The following is a 14418-nucleotide window of genomic DNA, read 5'->3' on the forward strand; positions in this document are numbered from 1 at the left end:
CCATGGAACGGCAACTGGACGCCTACTGCGAGCACTTGCGCAGTGAGCGCCAGGTGTCGCCCCACACTCTGGCCGCCTACCGCCGAGACCTGAACAAGGTCCTGGCGCACTGCAACAAACAGCAGATTGAAAGCTGGGCCGGCCTGGACATCCAGCGCCTGCGCGGCCTGATCGCCCGCCTGCACGCCCAAGGCCAGTCCTCGCGCAGCCTGGCCCGCCTGCTCTCGGCCGTACGCGGGCTCTACCACTACCTGATCCGCGAAGGCGTGTGCGACCACGACCCGGCCAACGGCCTGGCCCCCCCCAAGGGCGAACGCCGCCTGCCCAAGACCCTCGACACCGACCGCGCCCTGCAACTGCTCGATGGCGCCGTGGAGGACGACTTCGTGGCCCGCCGCGACCAGGCGATTCTCGAACTGTTCTATTCTTCCGGCTTGCGCCTGTCCGAGTTGACCGGGCTCAACCTTGAGCAACTGGACCTGGCCGATGGCCTGGTGCAAGTCCTCGGCAAGGGCAGCAAGACCCGCGTGCTGCCCATTGGTAAAAAAGCCCGTGAAGCCCTGGCGCTGTGGTTGCCGCTACGTGCGAGCGCCAACCCGATGGACGACGCGGTGTTCGTCAGCCAGAAGGGCAAGCGCATGGGCGCCCGCGCGGTGCAGACCCGGGTCAAGGTCGTCGGCGAGCGCGAGCTGGGGCAGAACCTGCATCCCCACATGCTGCGTCACTCCTTCGCCAGCCACTTGCTGGAGTCGTCCCAGGACTTGCGTGCCGTGCAGGAACTGCTCGGCCACGCGGACATCAAGACCACGCAGATCTACACCCACCTGGACTTCCAGCACCTGGCCTCGGTCTACGACAGCGCCCACCCACGGGCCAAACGCATCAAGGACAATGAGCAATGACCATCCGCCTGATCACCTTCGACCTCGACGACACCCTGTGGGACACCGCCCCGGTGATTGCCAGTGCCGAGGCGGTGCTGCGCCAGTGGCTGGGTGAACACACCCCCGCCCTGGGTGCGCTGCCCATCGAACACTTGTGGGCGATTCGCGAGCGGGTGCTGGACCGCGAGCCCCAGTTGAAACATCGCATCAGCGCCTTGCGCCGCCGCGTGCTGTTCCACGCCCTGATCGAGGCCGGCTACGCGCAAGAACACGCGATGGCGTTGGCCGACCAGGCGTTTGAAGTCTTCCTGCATGCCCGCCATCAACTGCACGTCTTCCCCGAGGTACAGCCGACCCTGGAGATCCTGCGCAACCGCTATGCCTTGGGCGTGGTCACCAACGGCAATGCCGATGTGCGTCGGTTGGGGCTGGCGGACTACTTCACGTTTGCCGTGTGCGCCGAAGATATCGGCATCGCCAAGCCCGACGCGCGATTGTTCCATGAAGCCCTGCAACGCGGCGGAGCCACCGCTGGCTCGGCGGTGCATATCGGCGACCATCCGGGGGATGACATTGCCGGTGCACAGCAGGCGGGGTTGCGGGCGATCTGGTTCAACCCGGCGGGCAAGCCGTGGGAAGCGGACAAGGCCCCCGATGCCGAGATCCGCAGCCTGACCGAGTTGCCCGGGCTGTTGGCGCGGTGGTGATCAGGAATGACACGCCGACCTTGTGGGAGCGAGCCTGCTCGCGATCAGGGCATAACCTTCAGAATTGATGTCGGCTGACCCACCGCCATCGCGAGCAGGCTCGCTCCCACAGCGTTTGTATCGGGCCTGAGCGCTTTGCTCCACCCATGAAAAAGCCCGCAGCGACGGCGGGCTTTTCCAGCAACCACAGCGCGGGCCCTTAGATAGGCCGGCTACCGTACTTGTTATCAGGCTTCTTTGGCGGATCCGCCACCACGTTGGCCTCGACTTCCTGAACCTTGCCGCCTTTGGCCAGGAACTCTTCCATCGCGCGCGCCAGCGCATCGCGCTCTTTATTCTTGGCTTCAACGCTGGGCAGTTCGTCTACCGACACCGCCGCCTTGGCCTTGCCTTTGGCAGTCGGGGCCGGCGCATCGTCACCGCCATCGTCGTCAGCAGCGTCTTCGGCTGCTGCTTCAAGACCTTCTTCGGCCTCGTCTTCGTCGCCTACTTCGAGGTCGTCGTTTTCCAGATCATCGTCGCTCATGTTCTACCTCATGACTTGCGAAAAGCAGATTAGTTATAGCCCAGCTTCGTCGTCTGTCGACGACTGCCGGAAAAAATTCAACGTCCACTGGTAACCAGCGGTTCATGCCCCGTCACCGTGTTCAGTGCCGAGGACTTTACGAGCACCGCCATGATCACGCTACTCGTCCAGATAAATACCTTGCCAACCACCTAACACCAATCGGCCCGCCGTCAGGGGCAAACCCCACCGACAGCCTAGCAAACCGGCCTTGAAGTGCTCCGGGAGGTGGTCCAGGCCTTCGTCGCCATGCTCATCACCGGCCGAACCTTGTGGGCTCAGCCGATTGAAAAACCGTTCGATGGCACGACATACCGCCGGATCGACGCTCTCGTCGAGGGTCGACGACGCCCAGGTTGCCGCCGCCAAAATGCAGCAGAGCCACTTGAGCCCGGACAGGCCGGCGAACCACTCGTCCATGACCGGATGAACGCCTCGGGGCCTTGCCTGCAGGCTAATCAACGTCGGTTGCCCGCGAACAGTTCCGCGCACATTCGGGCGCATTCTAGCGTGCTCTGGGAAAAAACAAAGAGCCTAATATTCCTGCAATGCTGTAAGCCATTGGCGTCACAAAAACACTCGCCGTAAAGACGACTTTCGGCGTATGAAAAATCCTTTCAGCCGCTGGCTACGTGCCAAATCCCAGGCGAAAAAAAGCCCGGCAAGCCGGGCGATTTTTTTGCGCGTCGTTAGAGGTTGTAGCCGCGCTCGTTGTGCTGTGCCAAGTCCAGGCCCACCGCCTCTTCTTCTTCAGTCACGCGCAGACCCATGACGGCATCCAGCACCTTGAGAATGACGAAGGTGACGATCGCCGTGTAGATCACGGTGAAACCAACACCTTTGCATTGAATCCAGACTTGCGCCGCAACATCGGTCACGGTGCCGAAGCCACCCAGCGCCGGAGCGGCAAACACCCCCGTCAGGATCGCGCCGAGAATACCGCCGATACCGTGTACGCCAAAGGCATCGAGGGAGTCGTCGTAACCGAGTTTACGTTTCAGGCTGGTGGCGCAGAAGAAGCACACCACACCTGCGGACAGGCCGATGACCAGGGCGCCCATCGGGCCCACGGTGCCCGCAGCCGGGGTAATGGCCACCAACCCTGCGACGACACCCGAGGCAATCCCCAGGGCACTCGGTTTGCCGTGGGTCAGCCACTCGGCAAACATCCAGCCCAGCGCCGCTGCTGCGGTTGCGATCTGAGTGACCAGCATCGCCATGCCGGCCGTGCCGTTGGCGGCCGCCGCGGAACCGGCGTTGAACCCGAACCAGCCGATCCACAGCATTGCCGCGCCCATCAGGGTGTAACCCAGGTTGTGCGGGGCCATTGGCGTGGAGGGATAACCTTTGCGCTTGCCCAACACCAGGCAGCAAACCAGGCCGGCGATACCGGCGTTGATGTGCACCACGGTGCCGCCGGCGAAGTCGAGCACGCCCCAGTCGCCCAACAGCGAACCCGGGCCACCCCAGACCATGTGGGCAATCGGTGCGTAGACCAGGGTGAACCAGATGCCCATGAAGATCAGCATCGCGGAGAACTTCATCCGCTCGGCGAAAGCCCCGACGATCAGCGCCGGAGTAATGATGGCAAACGTCATCTGGAAGGTGACGAACACCGCCTCAGGAAACAACGCCGCAGGACCGGTAATGCTCGCTGGCGTCACGCCCGCCAGGAACAACTTGGACAAGCCGCCGACAAACGAGTTGAAATTGACGACGCCCGCTTCCATGCCCGTGGTGTCGAACGCCAGGCTGTAGCCATAGACGAACCACAGGATCGAGATCAGGCCGGTAATGGCGAAGCACTGCATCATCACCGAGAGAATATTTTTGGAACGAACCATGCCGCCGTAGAACAGCGCCAGACCCGGAATGGTCATGAACAGGACAAGGGCGGTGGACGTCAGCATCCAGGCGGTATCGCCGGAATTGAGGACTGGAGGCGCCACCGGATCTGCCGCCAGGGCCAGGCCTGGCATTACGATGGACAACAGGGCGCCTAGCCCTGCGAATTTACGCAGAGTCATATTGTTTTCTCCTGGGGCGTTGGGGTTTGGCGGCTTAGATTGCGTCGGTATCGGTTTCGCCGGTACGGATGCGAATAGCCTGTTCCAGATTGACCACGAAGATCTTGCCGTCACCGATCTTGCCGGTGTTGGCCGCCTTGGTTATCGCCTCGATAACCCGATCAAGATCCTTGTCGTCAATGGCGACATCAATCTTCACCTTGGGCAGGAAATCGACCACGTATTCCGCGCCGCGATACAGCTCGGTGTGACCCTTCTGCCGACCGAAGCCTTTGACCTCAGTGACGGTAATGCCCTGCACGCCGATCTCGGACAACGACTCGCGTACGTCATCCAGTTTGAACGGCTTGATGATGGCAGTGACTAGCTTCATGAAAACTCTCTCCCGAATTGGTGGACTTGCCCCAGGAAAACAAACCCGGCTCAAGTCTAAGCGCAGTGCCTGGCTTTGTAACGCGTCGTCGGCAACGTCAGCGGACCGCGCTGACGAAACTCTTCCCACTTCGTGCGCCGCACTGCATTCGTCACAGCGACTGCATCAGTGCATGGGCCACTCTGGTCTTAGCAGAAAGCTTGCCATCTCGTGAAAATCCCCTGAATTCAATCTCTTGCTCGCCGTCGTCGGCACCGATGGCCAATCCCCACGGTGGATACGCACAACAACGGTGCGCCCGCGCCCGGGCAAATGCGCGAAAAACGTGCGTCCACGCCGATGCCATGGACGACCGAGACTGCGTGATACACTGCCGGCCACTGATTTAAGGACCCTCACCATGCTCGCGCCCAAAGACCTCCTCGACGCCCTGAGCGGCCACGCCTCCCGCCTGTTCAGCGGTGAAACCCCGCTGCCGAAAAGCGAAATCGAAAGCCAGTTCAAGGCCCTGCTGCAAAGCGGCTTCAGCAAGCTGGACCTGGTCAGCCGGGAAGAATTCGACAGCCAGATGGTCGTGCTGGCGCGCACTCGGGCACGCCTGGAGAGTCTTGAGGCGAAGGTCGCGGAGCTGGAAGCACGGCTGAATCCGCCGGTGGCTTAAGCCACAGCGCTCTATTCAATCGGCTTGTGCGGCGTACCCTAGAGAATCGGAGCGACCAGGCAGTAGCGAATCAGCGCTGGTTCAAGGCTCTGGTTTTGCCGTAATACGAGATACACGGCGACTTCTTTTCGATCTTCGACAATCTCGAAAACGATACGATAGGGGGCGATCAGCAGTTGCTGGTAGCCAAGAACACCCAGAGCGCTGGCATCAGGGCTGATCGGAAAGCTGTGTGGGAACTCTCTGAGTTTTGGCTCCATGCACAACAACAAGCATCGCGCTTGATGTCGCCGACCATAGCCCAAATATGGTCTGAATTTAAACTTCACTGCGGCTATATCTTTCTGTTCACGCTTCAGCATGCTGATGACACTGCACCCTCGCAACATCCCGCGAAAGTTTGCCTGCGCTGTCGCCTCCTCGATCCCTGTATCGCGACTACCCTTGAAGAACCGCAGGAAGCGGTTCCCGTCACTTCAAGGAATGATCATGTCCCTGGCCATTGTCCACAGCCGCGCCCAGGTGGGCGTCGAGGCGCCCGCCGTCACGGTCGAAGTCCATCTGGCCAACGGCTTGCCATCGCTGACGATGGTCGGGCTGCCCGAAGCAGCGGTGAAGGAAAGCAAGGATCGGGTACGCAGCGCGATCATCAATTCCGGGCTGCAGTTCCCGGCACGACGCATCACCTTGAACCTCGCCCCCGCCGACCTGCCCAAGGACGGCGGGCGGTTCGACCTGGCGATTGCCTTGGGCATCTTGTCGGCCAGCGTCCAGGTACCGACGCTGACGCTCGATGAGGTGGAGTGCCTGGGGGAGTTGGCCTTGTCCGGCGAAGTGCGAGCGGTTCGCGGGGTATTGCCCGCCGCCCTGGCGGCGCGCGCGGCCGGGCGCACCCTGCTGGTACCGCGGGCGAATGCCGAAGAGGCGTGCCTGGCGTCGGGGTTGAAGGTGATTGCGGTGGATCACCTGCTGCAGGCCGTCGCGCACTTCAACGGTCACACGCCTATCGAGCCCTACGTGTGCGACGGTCTGCTCTACGCCATCAAACCCTACCCCGACTTGAACGAAGTGCAGGGACAACTCGCTGCCAAGCGCGCCCTGCTGATTGCCGCAGCCGGCGCCCATAACCTGCTGTTCAGCGGACCACCCGGCACCGGCAAGACCCTGCTGGCCAGCCGCTTGCCGGGATTGTTGCCGCCGCTGGCCGAGCACGAAGCGCTGGAGGTCGCGGCGATTCAATCGGTCGCCAGTTGCGTGTCGCTCACCCATTGGCCACAGCGCCCGTTCAGGCAGCCCCACCACTCGGCGTCCGGCCCGGCGCTGGTGGGTGGTGGCTCAAAACCGCAGCCCGGTGAGATCACCCTCGCCCACCATGGCGTGCTGTTTCTGGACGAGCTTCCAGAGTTTGATCGCAAGGTGCTGGAGGTTCTCAGGGAGCCCCTGGAGTCAGGCTGCATCGTGATCTCCCGGGCCCGGGACCGCGTGCGTTTCCCGGCGCGCTTTCAGCTGGTGGCCGCGATGAATCCCTGTCCCTGCGGCTATCTTGGCGAGCCGAGCGGGCGCTGTAGCTGCTCGCCGGACATGATCCAGCGCTACCGCAACAAACTGTCGGGGCCGCTGCTCGACCGCATCGACCTGCACTTGACCGTTGCCCGGGAACCCACGGCGTTGAGCCCTACGCCCAAGACCGGCGACGACACCGCCTGCGCCGCGACGTGGGTCGCCGAGGCACGGGAGCGGCAACACCAACGCCAGGGCTGCGCCAATGCCTTCCTCGATCTGCCGGGGCTGCGGCGACACTGCCAGTTATCCAGCGCCGACGAACACTGGCTGGAAAGCGCCTGCGAACGGCTCACCCTGTCACTGCGGGCCGCCCATCGACTGCTCAAGGTTGCCCGCACCCTAGCGGACCTTGAGCAGGTCGAGTGCATCAATCGCCAACACCTGGCCGAAGCGCTGCAATATCGGCCGTCGAATCAGTGACCCTGGCACCCCTCAGCCCAGGTGCGCCACATCCGGCAACTCCATGGCCTGCACCTCGCCCTGCAGGAAGTCGCTCAGGCGGCGCAGACGTTCGCCGCCTGGACGGGTTTTCGGCCACACCAGGTAGTAATTCAAACCGCTGGCAACCGCGGTCGGCCAGGGCAGGCTCAAGCGGCCCTGGGCCACATCCTCGGCCACCATCAGCAAATCGCCCATCGACACGCCATAGCCACGGGCGGCGGCAATCATCCCCAGCTCCAGGGTGTCGAACACCTGCCCGCCCTTGAGCGACACCTGGTCGGACAAGCCCATGCACTCCAACCAACTGCGCCAGTCGCGGCGGTCAGGCGTGGGGTGCAGCAGTTCAGTGCTGACCAGCCGCTGGACATCCCAGGGCTGGTCATTGAGCACGTCGGGAGCGCCCACCGGGATCAGCAGCTCCGGGAACAGGTAGCTGGCCTCCCAGTCCGGCGGGAACCGCCCGTTGCTCAACAGCACTGCACAGTCGAAGGGTTCGTGATTGAAGTCCACCGAGTCGACGTCCATCCAGGCACTGGTCAATTGCACTTCGTTGCCAGGCTGTAGATGCCGAAAACGGCTGAGCCGGGCCAGCAGCCAGCGCATGGTCAGGGTCGACGGCGCCTTCATGCGCAAGATGTCATCTTCGGCGCGCAAGGTATTGCAGGCCCGCTCCAGGGCCGAAAAACCTTCACGCACCCCGGGCAACAACAGCCGGGCGGCTTCGCTCAATTGCAGGTTGCGGCCGTTGCGCAGGAACAACCGACAGGCGAAGTGGTCCTCCAGGGTGCGGACATGGCGGCTCACGGCGCTCTGGGTGATCGATAATTCCTCGGCAGCACGGGTAAAGGAGCTATGCCGTGCCGCCGCCTCGAAAGCACGAAGGGCATAAAGGGGAGGAAGACGACGAGACATCGGGAAAATTCCTATAGCGCAATTGGCAAACCGTACCAGAATCCCCATAGCATGAGTTTTAATCATGCGAGCAATCGTTTTTATCCCTTTGTGCAATTGCCTGAGAGCGCCGAGAATCGCTTGCTTGCACATTTTTCGACGAAAGGAGCGTGATGATCATGCAGCATCCAGCGCGTACCGAACTCTGGGCCATCCTGCGGCTGGCCGGGCCGCTGATCGCCTCGCAGTTGGCGCACATGCTGATGGTCCTCACCGACACCCTGATGATGGCCAGGATCAGCCCCGAGGCGCTGGCCGGGGGCGGCCTGGGGGCGGCGAGCTACACCTTCGTGTCGATTTTCTGCATCGGCGTGATTGCCGCGGTCGGGACCCTGGTGGCGATTCGCAAGGGCGCCGGCGACATCGAGGGCGCCACCCGTCTGACCCAGGCCGGGTTGTGGCTGGCGTGGCTGATGGCCCTGGTGGCGGCCGTGCTGCTGTGGAACCTCAAGCCCGTGTTGCTGCTGTTCGGCCAGACCGAAAGCAACGTGCAGATGGCCGGCCAGTTCCTGCTGGTCTTGCCGCTCGCCCTGCCCGGCTACCTGACGTTCATGGCCTTGCGTGGGTTCACCAGTGCCATTGGCCGGCCGACGCCGGTGATGGTCATCAGCCTGGTCGGCACCGTCGCCAACTTCTTGCTCAACTACGCGCTGATCACGGGGATGTTCGGCCTGCCGAAGCTGGGCCTGGTGGGCATTGGCCTGGTCACCGCCATCGTCGCCAACTGCATGGCGCTGGCCCTGGCCTGGCATATCCGCCGGCACCCGGCCTACAACGCTTATCCGTTGCGTAGCGGCCTGTCGCGCCTCAACGTCCCGTACCTGCGCGAGCTCTGGCGCCTGGGCCTGCCGATTGGTGGCACCTACGCGGTGGAAGTCGGCTTGTTCGCATTCGCGGCGCTGTGCATGGGCACCATGGGCAGTACGCAATTGGGCGCCCACCAGGTCGCCCTGCAGATCGTGTCCGTGGCGTTCATGGTGCCTGCGGGGTTGTCCTATGCCATCACCATGCGCATCGGCCAGCACTACGGCGCCGGGCAATTGCTGGATGCGCGCCTGGCCGGGCGGGTCGGGATTGTCTTTGGCGCGGTATCGATGCTGGGGTTTGCCATGGTGTTCTGGCTACTGCCCAATCAGTTGGTGGGATTGTTCCTGGACCACAACGACCCGGCATTCGCCGAGGTCATCCGCCTGGCGGTCAGCCTGCTGGCCGTGGCGGCCTGGTTTGAGTTGTTCGACGGTGTGCAGACCATCGCCATGGGTTGCATCCGTGGCCTGAAAGACGCCAAGACCACCTTCCTCGTCGGCCTGGGTTGTTACTGGCTGATCGGCGCACCCGCCGCGTGGTGGATGGCCTTCAACCTGAACTGGGGACCGACGGGCGTATGGTGGGGGCTGGCATTGGGCCTGGCCTGTGCGGCCGTGAGCCTGACCCTGGCCTTTGAATGGAAGATGAAGCGGATGATCCAGCGAGCGCCTGCGCGGCCGACATTCGAGGCCACCCAGGCTTGATCGGCGCCCACCGCTGGGCGCCGCTAGCTGACGACGCCCAATCGCAGTTGTGGGTTGCTGCCGAACGTCAGGTACTCAACCAACTCCACCAGAGGCAACGGCTTGCTGATCAAGTAACCCTGCACCTGATCGCAACCAAACCCGCGCAGTAACGCCATCTGCTCAGGGGTCTCCACGCCCTCGGCGACCACTTCCAGGTGAAGGTTGTGGGCCAGGTTGATCATGGCATGCACCAGCTTGCGGTTCTCTTCGCGCTGTTCCATGCCGCCGACAAAGCTTTTGTCGATCTTGAGCAAGGTGATCGGCAGGCTGTTGAGGTGCACGAACGATGAAAAGCCGGTGCCGAAGTCATCCAGCGAAAAGCGCACGCCCAGGCGGCCCAAGGCATCCATGGTCTGCTTGACCAGGTCGCTGCGGCGCATGACCGCAGTTTCCGTCAGTTCGAACTCCAACCACTGCGCCTCGACACCGCGCTCGACAATCAGGCGGCTGAGCGTCGACAACAACTGGCTGTCCTGGAACTGGCGGAACGACAGGTTGATTGCCATGTGCAACGCCGGTATGCCCCGTTCACGCAGCGCCTGCATGTCACGCAGGGCGCGGGAGATCACCCAGTAGCCCAGCGGCACAATCAAGCCACTCTGCTCGGCCAACGGCACGAACTCACTGGGCGGCAACAGCCCACGCTCGGCATGACGCCAACGCACCAGGGCTTCGAGGCCGAGGATCTGGCCATCTTCCAGGTTCAACCGCGGCTGGTAATGCAGCTCCAGCTCATCGCGGCGCAGGGCGCGGCGCAACTCGCTTTCCAGGTCGGCCATGCTGCGTGCGTTGCGGTTGATGCGCTCGTTGAAGATATGAAAGGTGCAGCCCTGCGTGCTCTTGGCCTGTTGCATGGCGATGTGCGCGTGCCACATCAGCGGATCGGCACCGGCCTGGGCACGGGCGTGGGCAATGCCCAGGCTGGAGCCGATCAACAGGCTTTCACCGTCTACCCAGTAGGGCTCGGACAACGCCTCGGTAATGCGCTCGGCCATCCACTCGGCGCGTTGCGGCGCGCGGCGCGTGTCGATGAGCAAGGCGAACTCGTCGCTGCCCAGGCGGGCCAGTTGATCACAGGCCTCCAACTGGCTCTTGAGCCGCGCCACGACCTGCAGGATCAAGCGGTCACCGGCCTGGTGGCCGAGTGCGTCGTTGGCGTGGCGAAAGTTGTCCAGGTCCAGGTGCCCCAACGCCAGGCCACGGCCTTCGTTTTCCGCCAGGCGCGCCGCCAGTAAGGTCTGGAAACCCTGGCGGTTGGCAATCCCCGTCAGCGGGTCCTGCTCGGCCAGGCTGCGCAAGGTATTTTCCAGCACACCGCGTTCACGCACATGGCGCAGGCAGCGACGCAGGGTATCGGCGTTCAATCCGTCGCGGATCAACCAGTCGCTGATACCGTCCGGCGGCGTCTGCGGTTCGTGCTCCAGTAACAAGACGGTCGGCAGGCTGCAGCGCCCCGGCTCCGGTTGAAGGGCTGGAACCGTCAGCAGCACCGCGTTGCGATCATCACGAAATAGACTACTCACCGACTCCCAGGTCGGTGCACTGATCAGCACGGCCGAGCCCCCCAGTGGAGCCAGACACTCGCGCAACAACGCTGCCCACGCTGGCTCAGGCGCCAGTAGCAGCAAACGCAAGGGTTCGACAGGCGTAGACAAGCTAGCTCCCTAGACTCTGCAAAAGGATGTTGGCGGCGGGCCATTATGTCGCGCAGGTAAACAATGACCGATGACATTGATTATCAAACGCTATCTTATACCGCTCTAAATCAAACTTTAGATGCACGTTAAGCTCGCATCCTGAGGGAAAGTAGCAAAACCGGCAAATTTAGATCGCGTGGTACGTCACAAGTCGGAGAGAGGCGGCAGAATCTGCGCATCCTGTTAAAATGCCCGCCCTTTTCGCAAACGACTCCTTTTACCGTCATGTCCCGACTCAATCCCCGGCAGCAAGAAGCCGTGAGCTATGTCGGCGGCCCTCTTTTGGTGCTCGCCGGTGCCGGCTCCGGCAAGACCAGCGTGATCACCCGCAAAATTGCCCACCTGATCCAGAACTGCGGCATCCGCGCCCAGTACATCGTCGCCATGACCTTCACCAACAAGGCCGCCCGCGAGATGAAGGAGCGGGTCGGTACCCTGCTCAAGGGCGGCGAAGGCCGTGGCCTGACGGTCTGCACCTTCCACAACCTGGGGCTGAACATCATCCGCAAGGAGCATGGACGGCTGGGCTATAAACCCGGTTTCTCGATCTTCGACGAGACCGACGTCAAAGCCTTGATGACCGACATCATGCAAAAGGAATACGCGGGCGACGACGGTGTCGACGAGATCAAGAACATGATCGGCGCCTGGAAGAACGACCTGGTACTGCCGCCCGAGGCCCTGGAAAACGCCCGCAACCCCAAGGAGCAGACCGCCGCCATCGTCTACACCCACTACCAGCGCACGCTCAAGGCGTTCAACGCCGTGGACTTCGACGACCTGATCCTGCAGCCGGTGAAGCTGTTCCAGGAACACCCCGACATCCTCGAAAAGTGGCAGAACAAGGTCCGCTACCTGCTGGTGGATGAATACCAGGACACCAACGCCAGCCAGTACCTGCTGGTGAAGCTGCTGATCGGCACACGCAACCAGTTCACCGTGGTCGGTGATGACGACCAGTCGATCTACGCCTGGCGCGGCGCCCGCCCGGAAAACCTGATGCTGCTCAAGGACGACTATCCGTCCCTCAAAGTGGTGATGCTGGAGCAAAACTATCGCTCCACCAGCCGTATCCTGCGCTGCGCCAACGTACTGATCTCCAACAACCCCCACGAGTTCGAAAAGCAACTGTGGAGCGAGATGGGCCACGGCGATGAAATCCGCGTGATCCGTTGCCGCAACGAAGACGCCGAAGCCGAGCGCGTGGCCGTGGAAATCCTCAGCCTGCACTTGCGCACCGACCGCCCCTACAGCGACTTCGCGATCCTCTATCGCGGCAACTACCAGGCCAAGCTGATCGAGCTGAAGTTGCAGCATCACCAGGTGCCCTATCGCCTGTCGGGCGGCAACAGCTTTTTCGGGCGCCAGGAAGTCAAAGACCTGATGGCCTACTTCCGCCTGATCGTGAACCCGGATGACGACAACGCCTTCTTGCGGGTGATCAACGTGCCCCGCCGGGAAATCGGCTCAACCACCCTGGAAAAGCTCGGCAACTACGCCACCGAACGCAAGATCTCGATGTACGCCGCCACCGACGAAATCGGCCTGGGCGAACACCTGGACAGCCGCTTCACCGACCGCCTGTCGCGCTTCAAGCGCTTCATGGACCGGGTGCGCGAACAGTGCGCCGGCGAAGACCCGATCTCGGCCCTGCGCAGCATGGTCATGGACATCGACTACGAAAACTGGCTGCGCACCAACAGCTCCAGCGACAAGGCCGCCGACTACCGCATGGGTAACGTGTGGTTCCTGATCGAGGCGTTGAAGAACACCCTGGAAAAAGACGAAGACGGCGAAATGACTGTCGAAGATGCCATCGGCAAACTGGTGCTGCGCGACATGCTCGAACGCCAGCAGGAAGAGGAAGACGGCGCCGAGGGCGTGCAGATGATGACCTTGCATGCGTCCAAGGGCCTGGAATTCCCCTACGTGTTCATCATGGGCATGGAAGAGGAAATCCTCCCCCACCGCTCCAGCATCGAAGCCGACACCATCGAAGAAGAGCGACGCCTGGCCTACGTCGGGATTACCCGCGCGCGTCAGACATTGGCGTTCACCTTTGCGGCCAAGCGCAAGCAATACGGCGAAATCATCGACTGCTCCCCGAGCCGGTTCCTCGATGAACTGCCACCGGACGACCTGGCCTGGGAAGGCAACGACGATACCCCCACCGAAGTCAAAGCCGTGCGTGGCAACACGGCATTGGCGGATATACGCGCGATGCTAAAGCGCTAGAATTGACCCCTTTTAAAATGACCTTCGGCGCACAGGCGCCAGTAGAGGAACGCTTCATGGAAGCACTGCACAAGAAAATCCGCGAAGAAGGCATCGTGCTTTCCGATCACGTCCTGAAGGTCGATGCCTTTCTCAACCACCAGATCGATCCCGCCCTGATGAAGCTGATCGGCGACGAGTTCGCCGCGCTGTTCAAGGACTCGGGCATCACCAAGATCGTCACCATCGAGGCCTCGGGCATTGCGCCGGCGATCATGACGGGCCTGAACCTGGGCGTGCCGGTGATTTTTGCCCGCAAGCACCAGTCCCTGACCCTGACGGAAAACCTGCTGTCGGCGACCGTCTACTCGTTCACCAAGCAGACCGAAAGCACCGTGGCCATCTCCCCGCGCCACCTGACCAGCAGCGACCGCGTGCTGATCATCGACGACTTCCTGGCCAACGGTAAGGCTTCGCAAGCGCTGATCTCGATCATCAAGCAAGCCGGCGCAACCGTCGCCGGCCTGGGCATCGTAATCGAGAAGTCGTTCCAGGGCGGCCGCGCCGAACTGGACGCGCAAGGCTACCGCGTTGAATCCCTGGCCCGGGTCAAATCCCTGGCGGGCGGCGTTGTAACCTTTATCGAGTAAGTACAAGACGCAAGAACACCGCAGCCCCTGTGGGAGCGGGCTTGCTCGCGAAGGCGGTAGAACAGTCGACAGCGATGTCGGATGTTTTGGCCTCATCGCGAGCAAGCCCGATCCCACAGGTGCCTTGTGCCC

At 62.4% G+C, this 14418-nt stretch carries 14 protein-coding genes; 7 read left to right on the forward strand and 7 right to left on the reverse strand.

What is annotated here, in order from left to right:
- Positions 1-2 precede the first annotated feature (2 nt).
- Together xerC and BMW74_RS06080 are read left to right on the forward strand one after the other, a co-directional pair.
- Positions 3-902, forward strand: a complete 900-nt coding sequence (xerC, locus tag BMW74_RS06075) for a tyrosine recombinase XerC (RefSeq protein ID WP_093415103.1) — start codon at positions 3-5, stop codon at positions 900-902.
- The gene (locus BMW74_RS06080) at positions 899-1591 is read left to right on the forward strand and encodes an HAD family hydrolase (protein ID WP_093415105.1); all 693 of its coding nucleotides are present in this window, start codon (positions 899-901) and stop codon (positions 1589-1591) included. Before xerC ends, BMW74_RS06080 begins: the two co-directional genes overlap by 4 nt.
- Positions 1592-1790: 199 nt before the next feature.
- Here BMW74_RS06080 and sutA read toward each other — a convergent pair whose 3' ends face one another.
- From sutA to glnK, 4 genes are all read right to left on the reverse strand, one after another.
- Positions 1791-2117 (reverse strand): transcriptional regulator SutA, encoded by a 327-nt coding sequence (gene sutA / locus BMW74_RS06085; RefSeq protein WP_093415107.1) that lies wholly within the window; start codon positions 2115-2117, stop codon positions 1791-1793.
- A gap of 159 nt (positions 2118-2276) precedes the next feature.
- Positions 2277-2660 (reverse strand): YjbQ family protein, encoded by a 384-nt coding sequence (locus BMW74_RS06090; RefSeq protein WP_093415109.1) that lies wholly within the window; start codon positions 2658-2660, stop codon positions 2277-2279.
- Between the two features lie 185 nt (positions 2661-2845).
- Entirely contained in the window at positions 2846-4183 is a 1338-nt protein-coding gene (locus BMW74_RS06095; protein ID WP_093415112.1) for an ammonium transporter, read from the reverse strand.
- Positions 4184-4217: 34 nt separating this feature from the next.
- On the reverse strand, positions 4218-4556 hold the full coding sequence (glnK, locus tag BMW74_RS06100) for a P-II family nitrogen regulator (protein WP_002555808.1): 339 nt from the start codon (positions 4554-4556) through the stop codon (positions 4218-4220).
- A 400-nt stretch (positions 4557-4956) separates the two neighbouring features.
- Between glnK and BMW74_RS06105 the strand changes: the two genes are divergently transcribed.
- A complete protein-coding gene (locus BMW74_RS06105; protein WP_093415115.1) occupies positions 4957-5217 on the forward strand; it encodes an accessory factor UbiK family protein in 261 nt (86 codons plus the stop codon).
- A 38-nt stretch (positions 5218-5255) separates the two neighbouring features.
- Here the strand turns inward: BMW74_RS06105 and BMW74_RS06110 are convergent, their stop codons facing one another.
- Positions 5256-5579, reverse strand: a complete 324-nt coding sequence (locus BMW74_RS06110) for a hypothetical protein (RefSeq protein ID WP_139208373.1) — start codon at positions 5577-5579, stop codon at positions 5256-5258.
- Between the two features lie 127 nt (positions 5580-5706).
- Here BMW74_RS06110 and BMW74_RS06115 point away from each other — a divergent pair, with 127 nt between their 5' ends.
- A complete protein-coding gene (locus BMW74_RS06115) occupies positions 5707-7200 on the forward strand; it encodes a YifB family Mg chelatase-like AAA ATPase (protein WP_093416054.1) in 1494 nt (497 codons plus the stop codon).
- Positions 7201-7212: 12 nt separating this feature from the next.
- On the opposite strand, the gene BMW74_RS06120 is transcribed toward BMW74_RS06115, so the two are convergent.
- Positions 7213-8133 (reverse strand): LysR substrate-binding domain-containing protein, encoded by a 921-nt coding sequence (locus BMW74_RS06120; RefSeq protein WP_093415121.1) that lies wholly within the window; start codon positions 8131-8133, stop codon positions 7213-7215.
- Between the two features lie 152 nt (positions 8134-8285).
- On the opposite strand from BMW74_RS06120, the gene BMW74_RS06125 reads away from it, so the two are divergent.
- Positions 8286-9683 (forward strand): NorM family multidrug efflux MATE transporter, encoded by a 1398-nt coding sequence (locus BMW74_RS06125; RefSeq protein ID WP_093415124.1) that lies wholly within the window; start codon positions 8286-8288, stop codon positions 9681-9683.
- A 23-nt stretch (positions 9684-9706) separates the two neighbouring features.
- Here the strand turns inward: BMW74_RS06125 and BMW74_RS06130 are convergent, their stop codons facing one another.
- On the reverse strand, positions 9707-11380 hold the full coding sequence (locus tag BMW74_RS06130; protein ID WP_093415127.1) for a putative bifunctional diguanylate cyclase/phosphodiesterase: 1674 nt from the start codon (positions 11378-11380) through the stop codon (positions 9707-9709).
- A 267-nt stretch (positions 11381-11647) separates the two neighbouring features.
- Between BMW74_RS06130 and rep the strand changes: the two genes are divergently transcribed.
- Both rep and BMW74_RS06140 read left to right on the forward strand, forming a co-directional pair.
- Positions 11648-13657, forward strand: a complete 2010-nt coding sequence (gene rep / locus BMW74_RS06135) for a DNA helicase Rep (protein ID WP_093415130.1) — start codon at positions 11648-11650, stop codon at positions 13655-13657.
- Between the two features lie 56 nt (positions 13658-13713).
- Positions 13714-14286 (forward strand): xanthine phosphoribosyltransferase, encoded by a 573-nt coding sequence (locus BMW74_RS06140; RefSeq protein WP_093415133.1) that lies wholly within the window; start codon positions 13714-13716, stop codon positions 14284-14286.
- Positions 14287-14418 lie beyond the last annotated feature (132 nt).

Source organism: Pseudomonas sp. ok272 (genome assembly GCF_900109995.1).
GTDB lineage: Bacteria > Pseudomonadota > Gammaproteobacteria > Pseudomonadales > Pseudomonadaceae > Aquipseudomonas.

What these genes read in the sequence shown, in the direction of transcription:
- xerC (WP_093415103.1), top strand. Translation starts at nt 3, where the DNA reads ATGGAACGGCAACTGGACGCCTACTGCGAGCACTTGCGCAGTGAGCGC.
- BMW74_RS06080 (WP_093415105.1), top strand. Translation starts at nt 899, where the DNA reads ATGACCATCCGCCTGATCACCTTCGACCTCGACGACACCCTGTGGGAC.
- sutA (WP_093415107.1), bottom strand. Translation starts at nt 2,117, where the DNA reads ATGAGCGACGATGATCTGGAAAACGACGACCTCGAAGTAGGCGACGAA.
- BMW74_RS06090 (WP_093415109.1), bottom strand. Translation starts at nt 2,660, where the DNA reads ATGCGCCCGAATGTGCGCGGAACTGTTCGCGGGCAACCGACGTTGATT.
- BMW74_RS06095 (WP_093415112.1), bottom strand. Translation starts at nt 4,183, where the DNA reads ATGACTCTGCGTAAATTCGCAGGGCTAGGCGCCCTGTTGTCCATCGTA.
- glnK (WP_002555808.1), bottom strand. Translation starts at nt 4,556, where the DNA reads ATGAAGCTAGTCACTGCCATCATCAAGCCGTTCAAACTGGATGACGTA.
- BMW74_RS06105 (WP_093415115.1), top strand. Translation starts at nt 4,957, where the DNA reads ATGCTCGCGCCCAAAGACCTCCTCGACGCCCTGAGCGGCCACGCCTCC.
- BMW74_RS06110 (WP_139208373.1), bottom strand. Translation starts at nt 5,579, where the DNA reads ATGCTGAAGCGTGAACAGAAAGATATAGCCGCAGTGAAGTTTAAATTC.
- BMW74_RS06115 (WP_093416054.1), top strand. Translation starts at nt 5,707, where the DNA reads ATGTCCCTGGCCATTGTCCACAGCCGCGCCCAGGTGGGCGTCGAGGCG.
- BMW74_RS06120 (WP_093415121.1), bottom strand. Translation starts at nt 8,133, where the DNA reads ATGTCTCGTCGTCTTCCTCCCCTTTATGCCCTTCGTGCTTTCGAGGCG.
- BMW74_RS06125 (WP_093415124.1), top strand. Translation starts at nt 8,286, where the DNA reads ATGATCATGCAGCATCCAGCGCGTACCGAACTCTGGGCCATCCTGCGG.
- rep (WP_093415130.1), top strand. Translation starts at nt 11,648, where the DNA reads ATGTCCCGACTCAATCCCCGGCAGCAAGAAGCCGTGAGCTATGTCGGC.
- BMW74_RS06140 (WP_093415133.1), top strand. Translation starts at nt 13,714, where the DNA reads ATGGAAGCACTGCACAAGAAAATCCGCGAAGAAGGCATCGTGCTTTCC.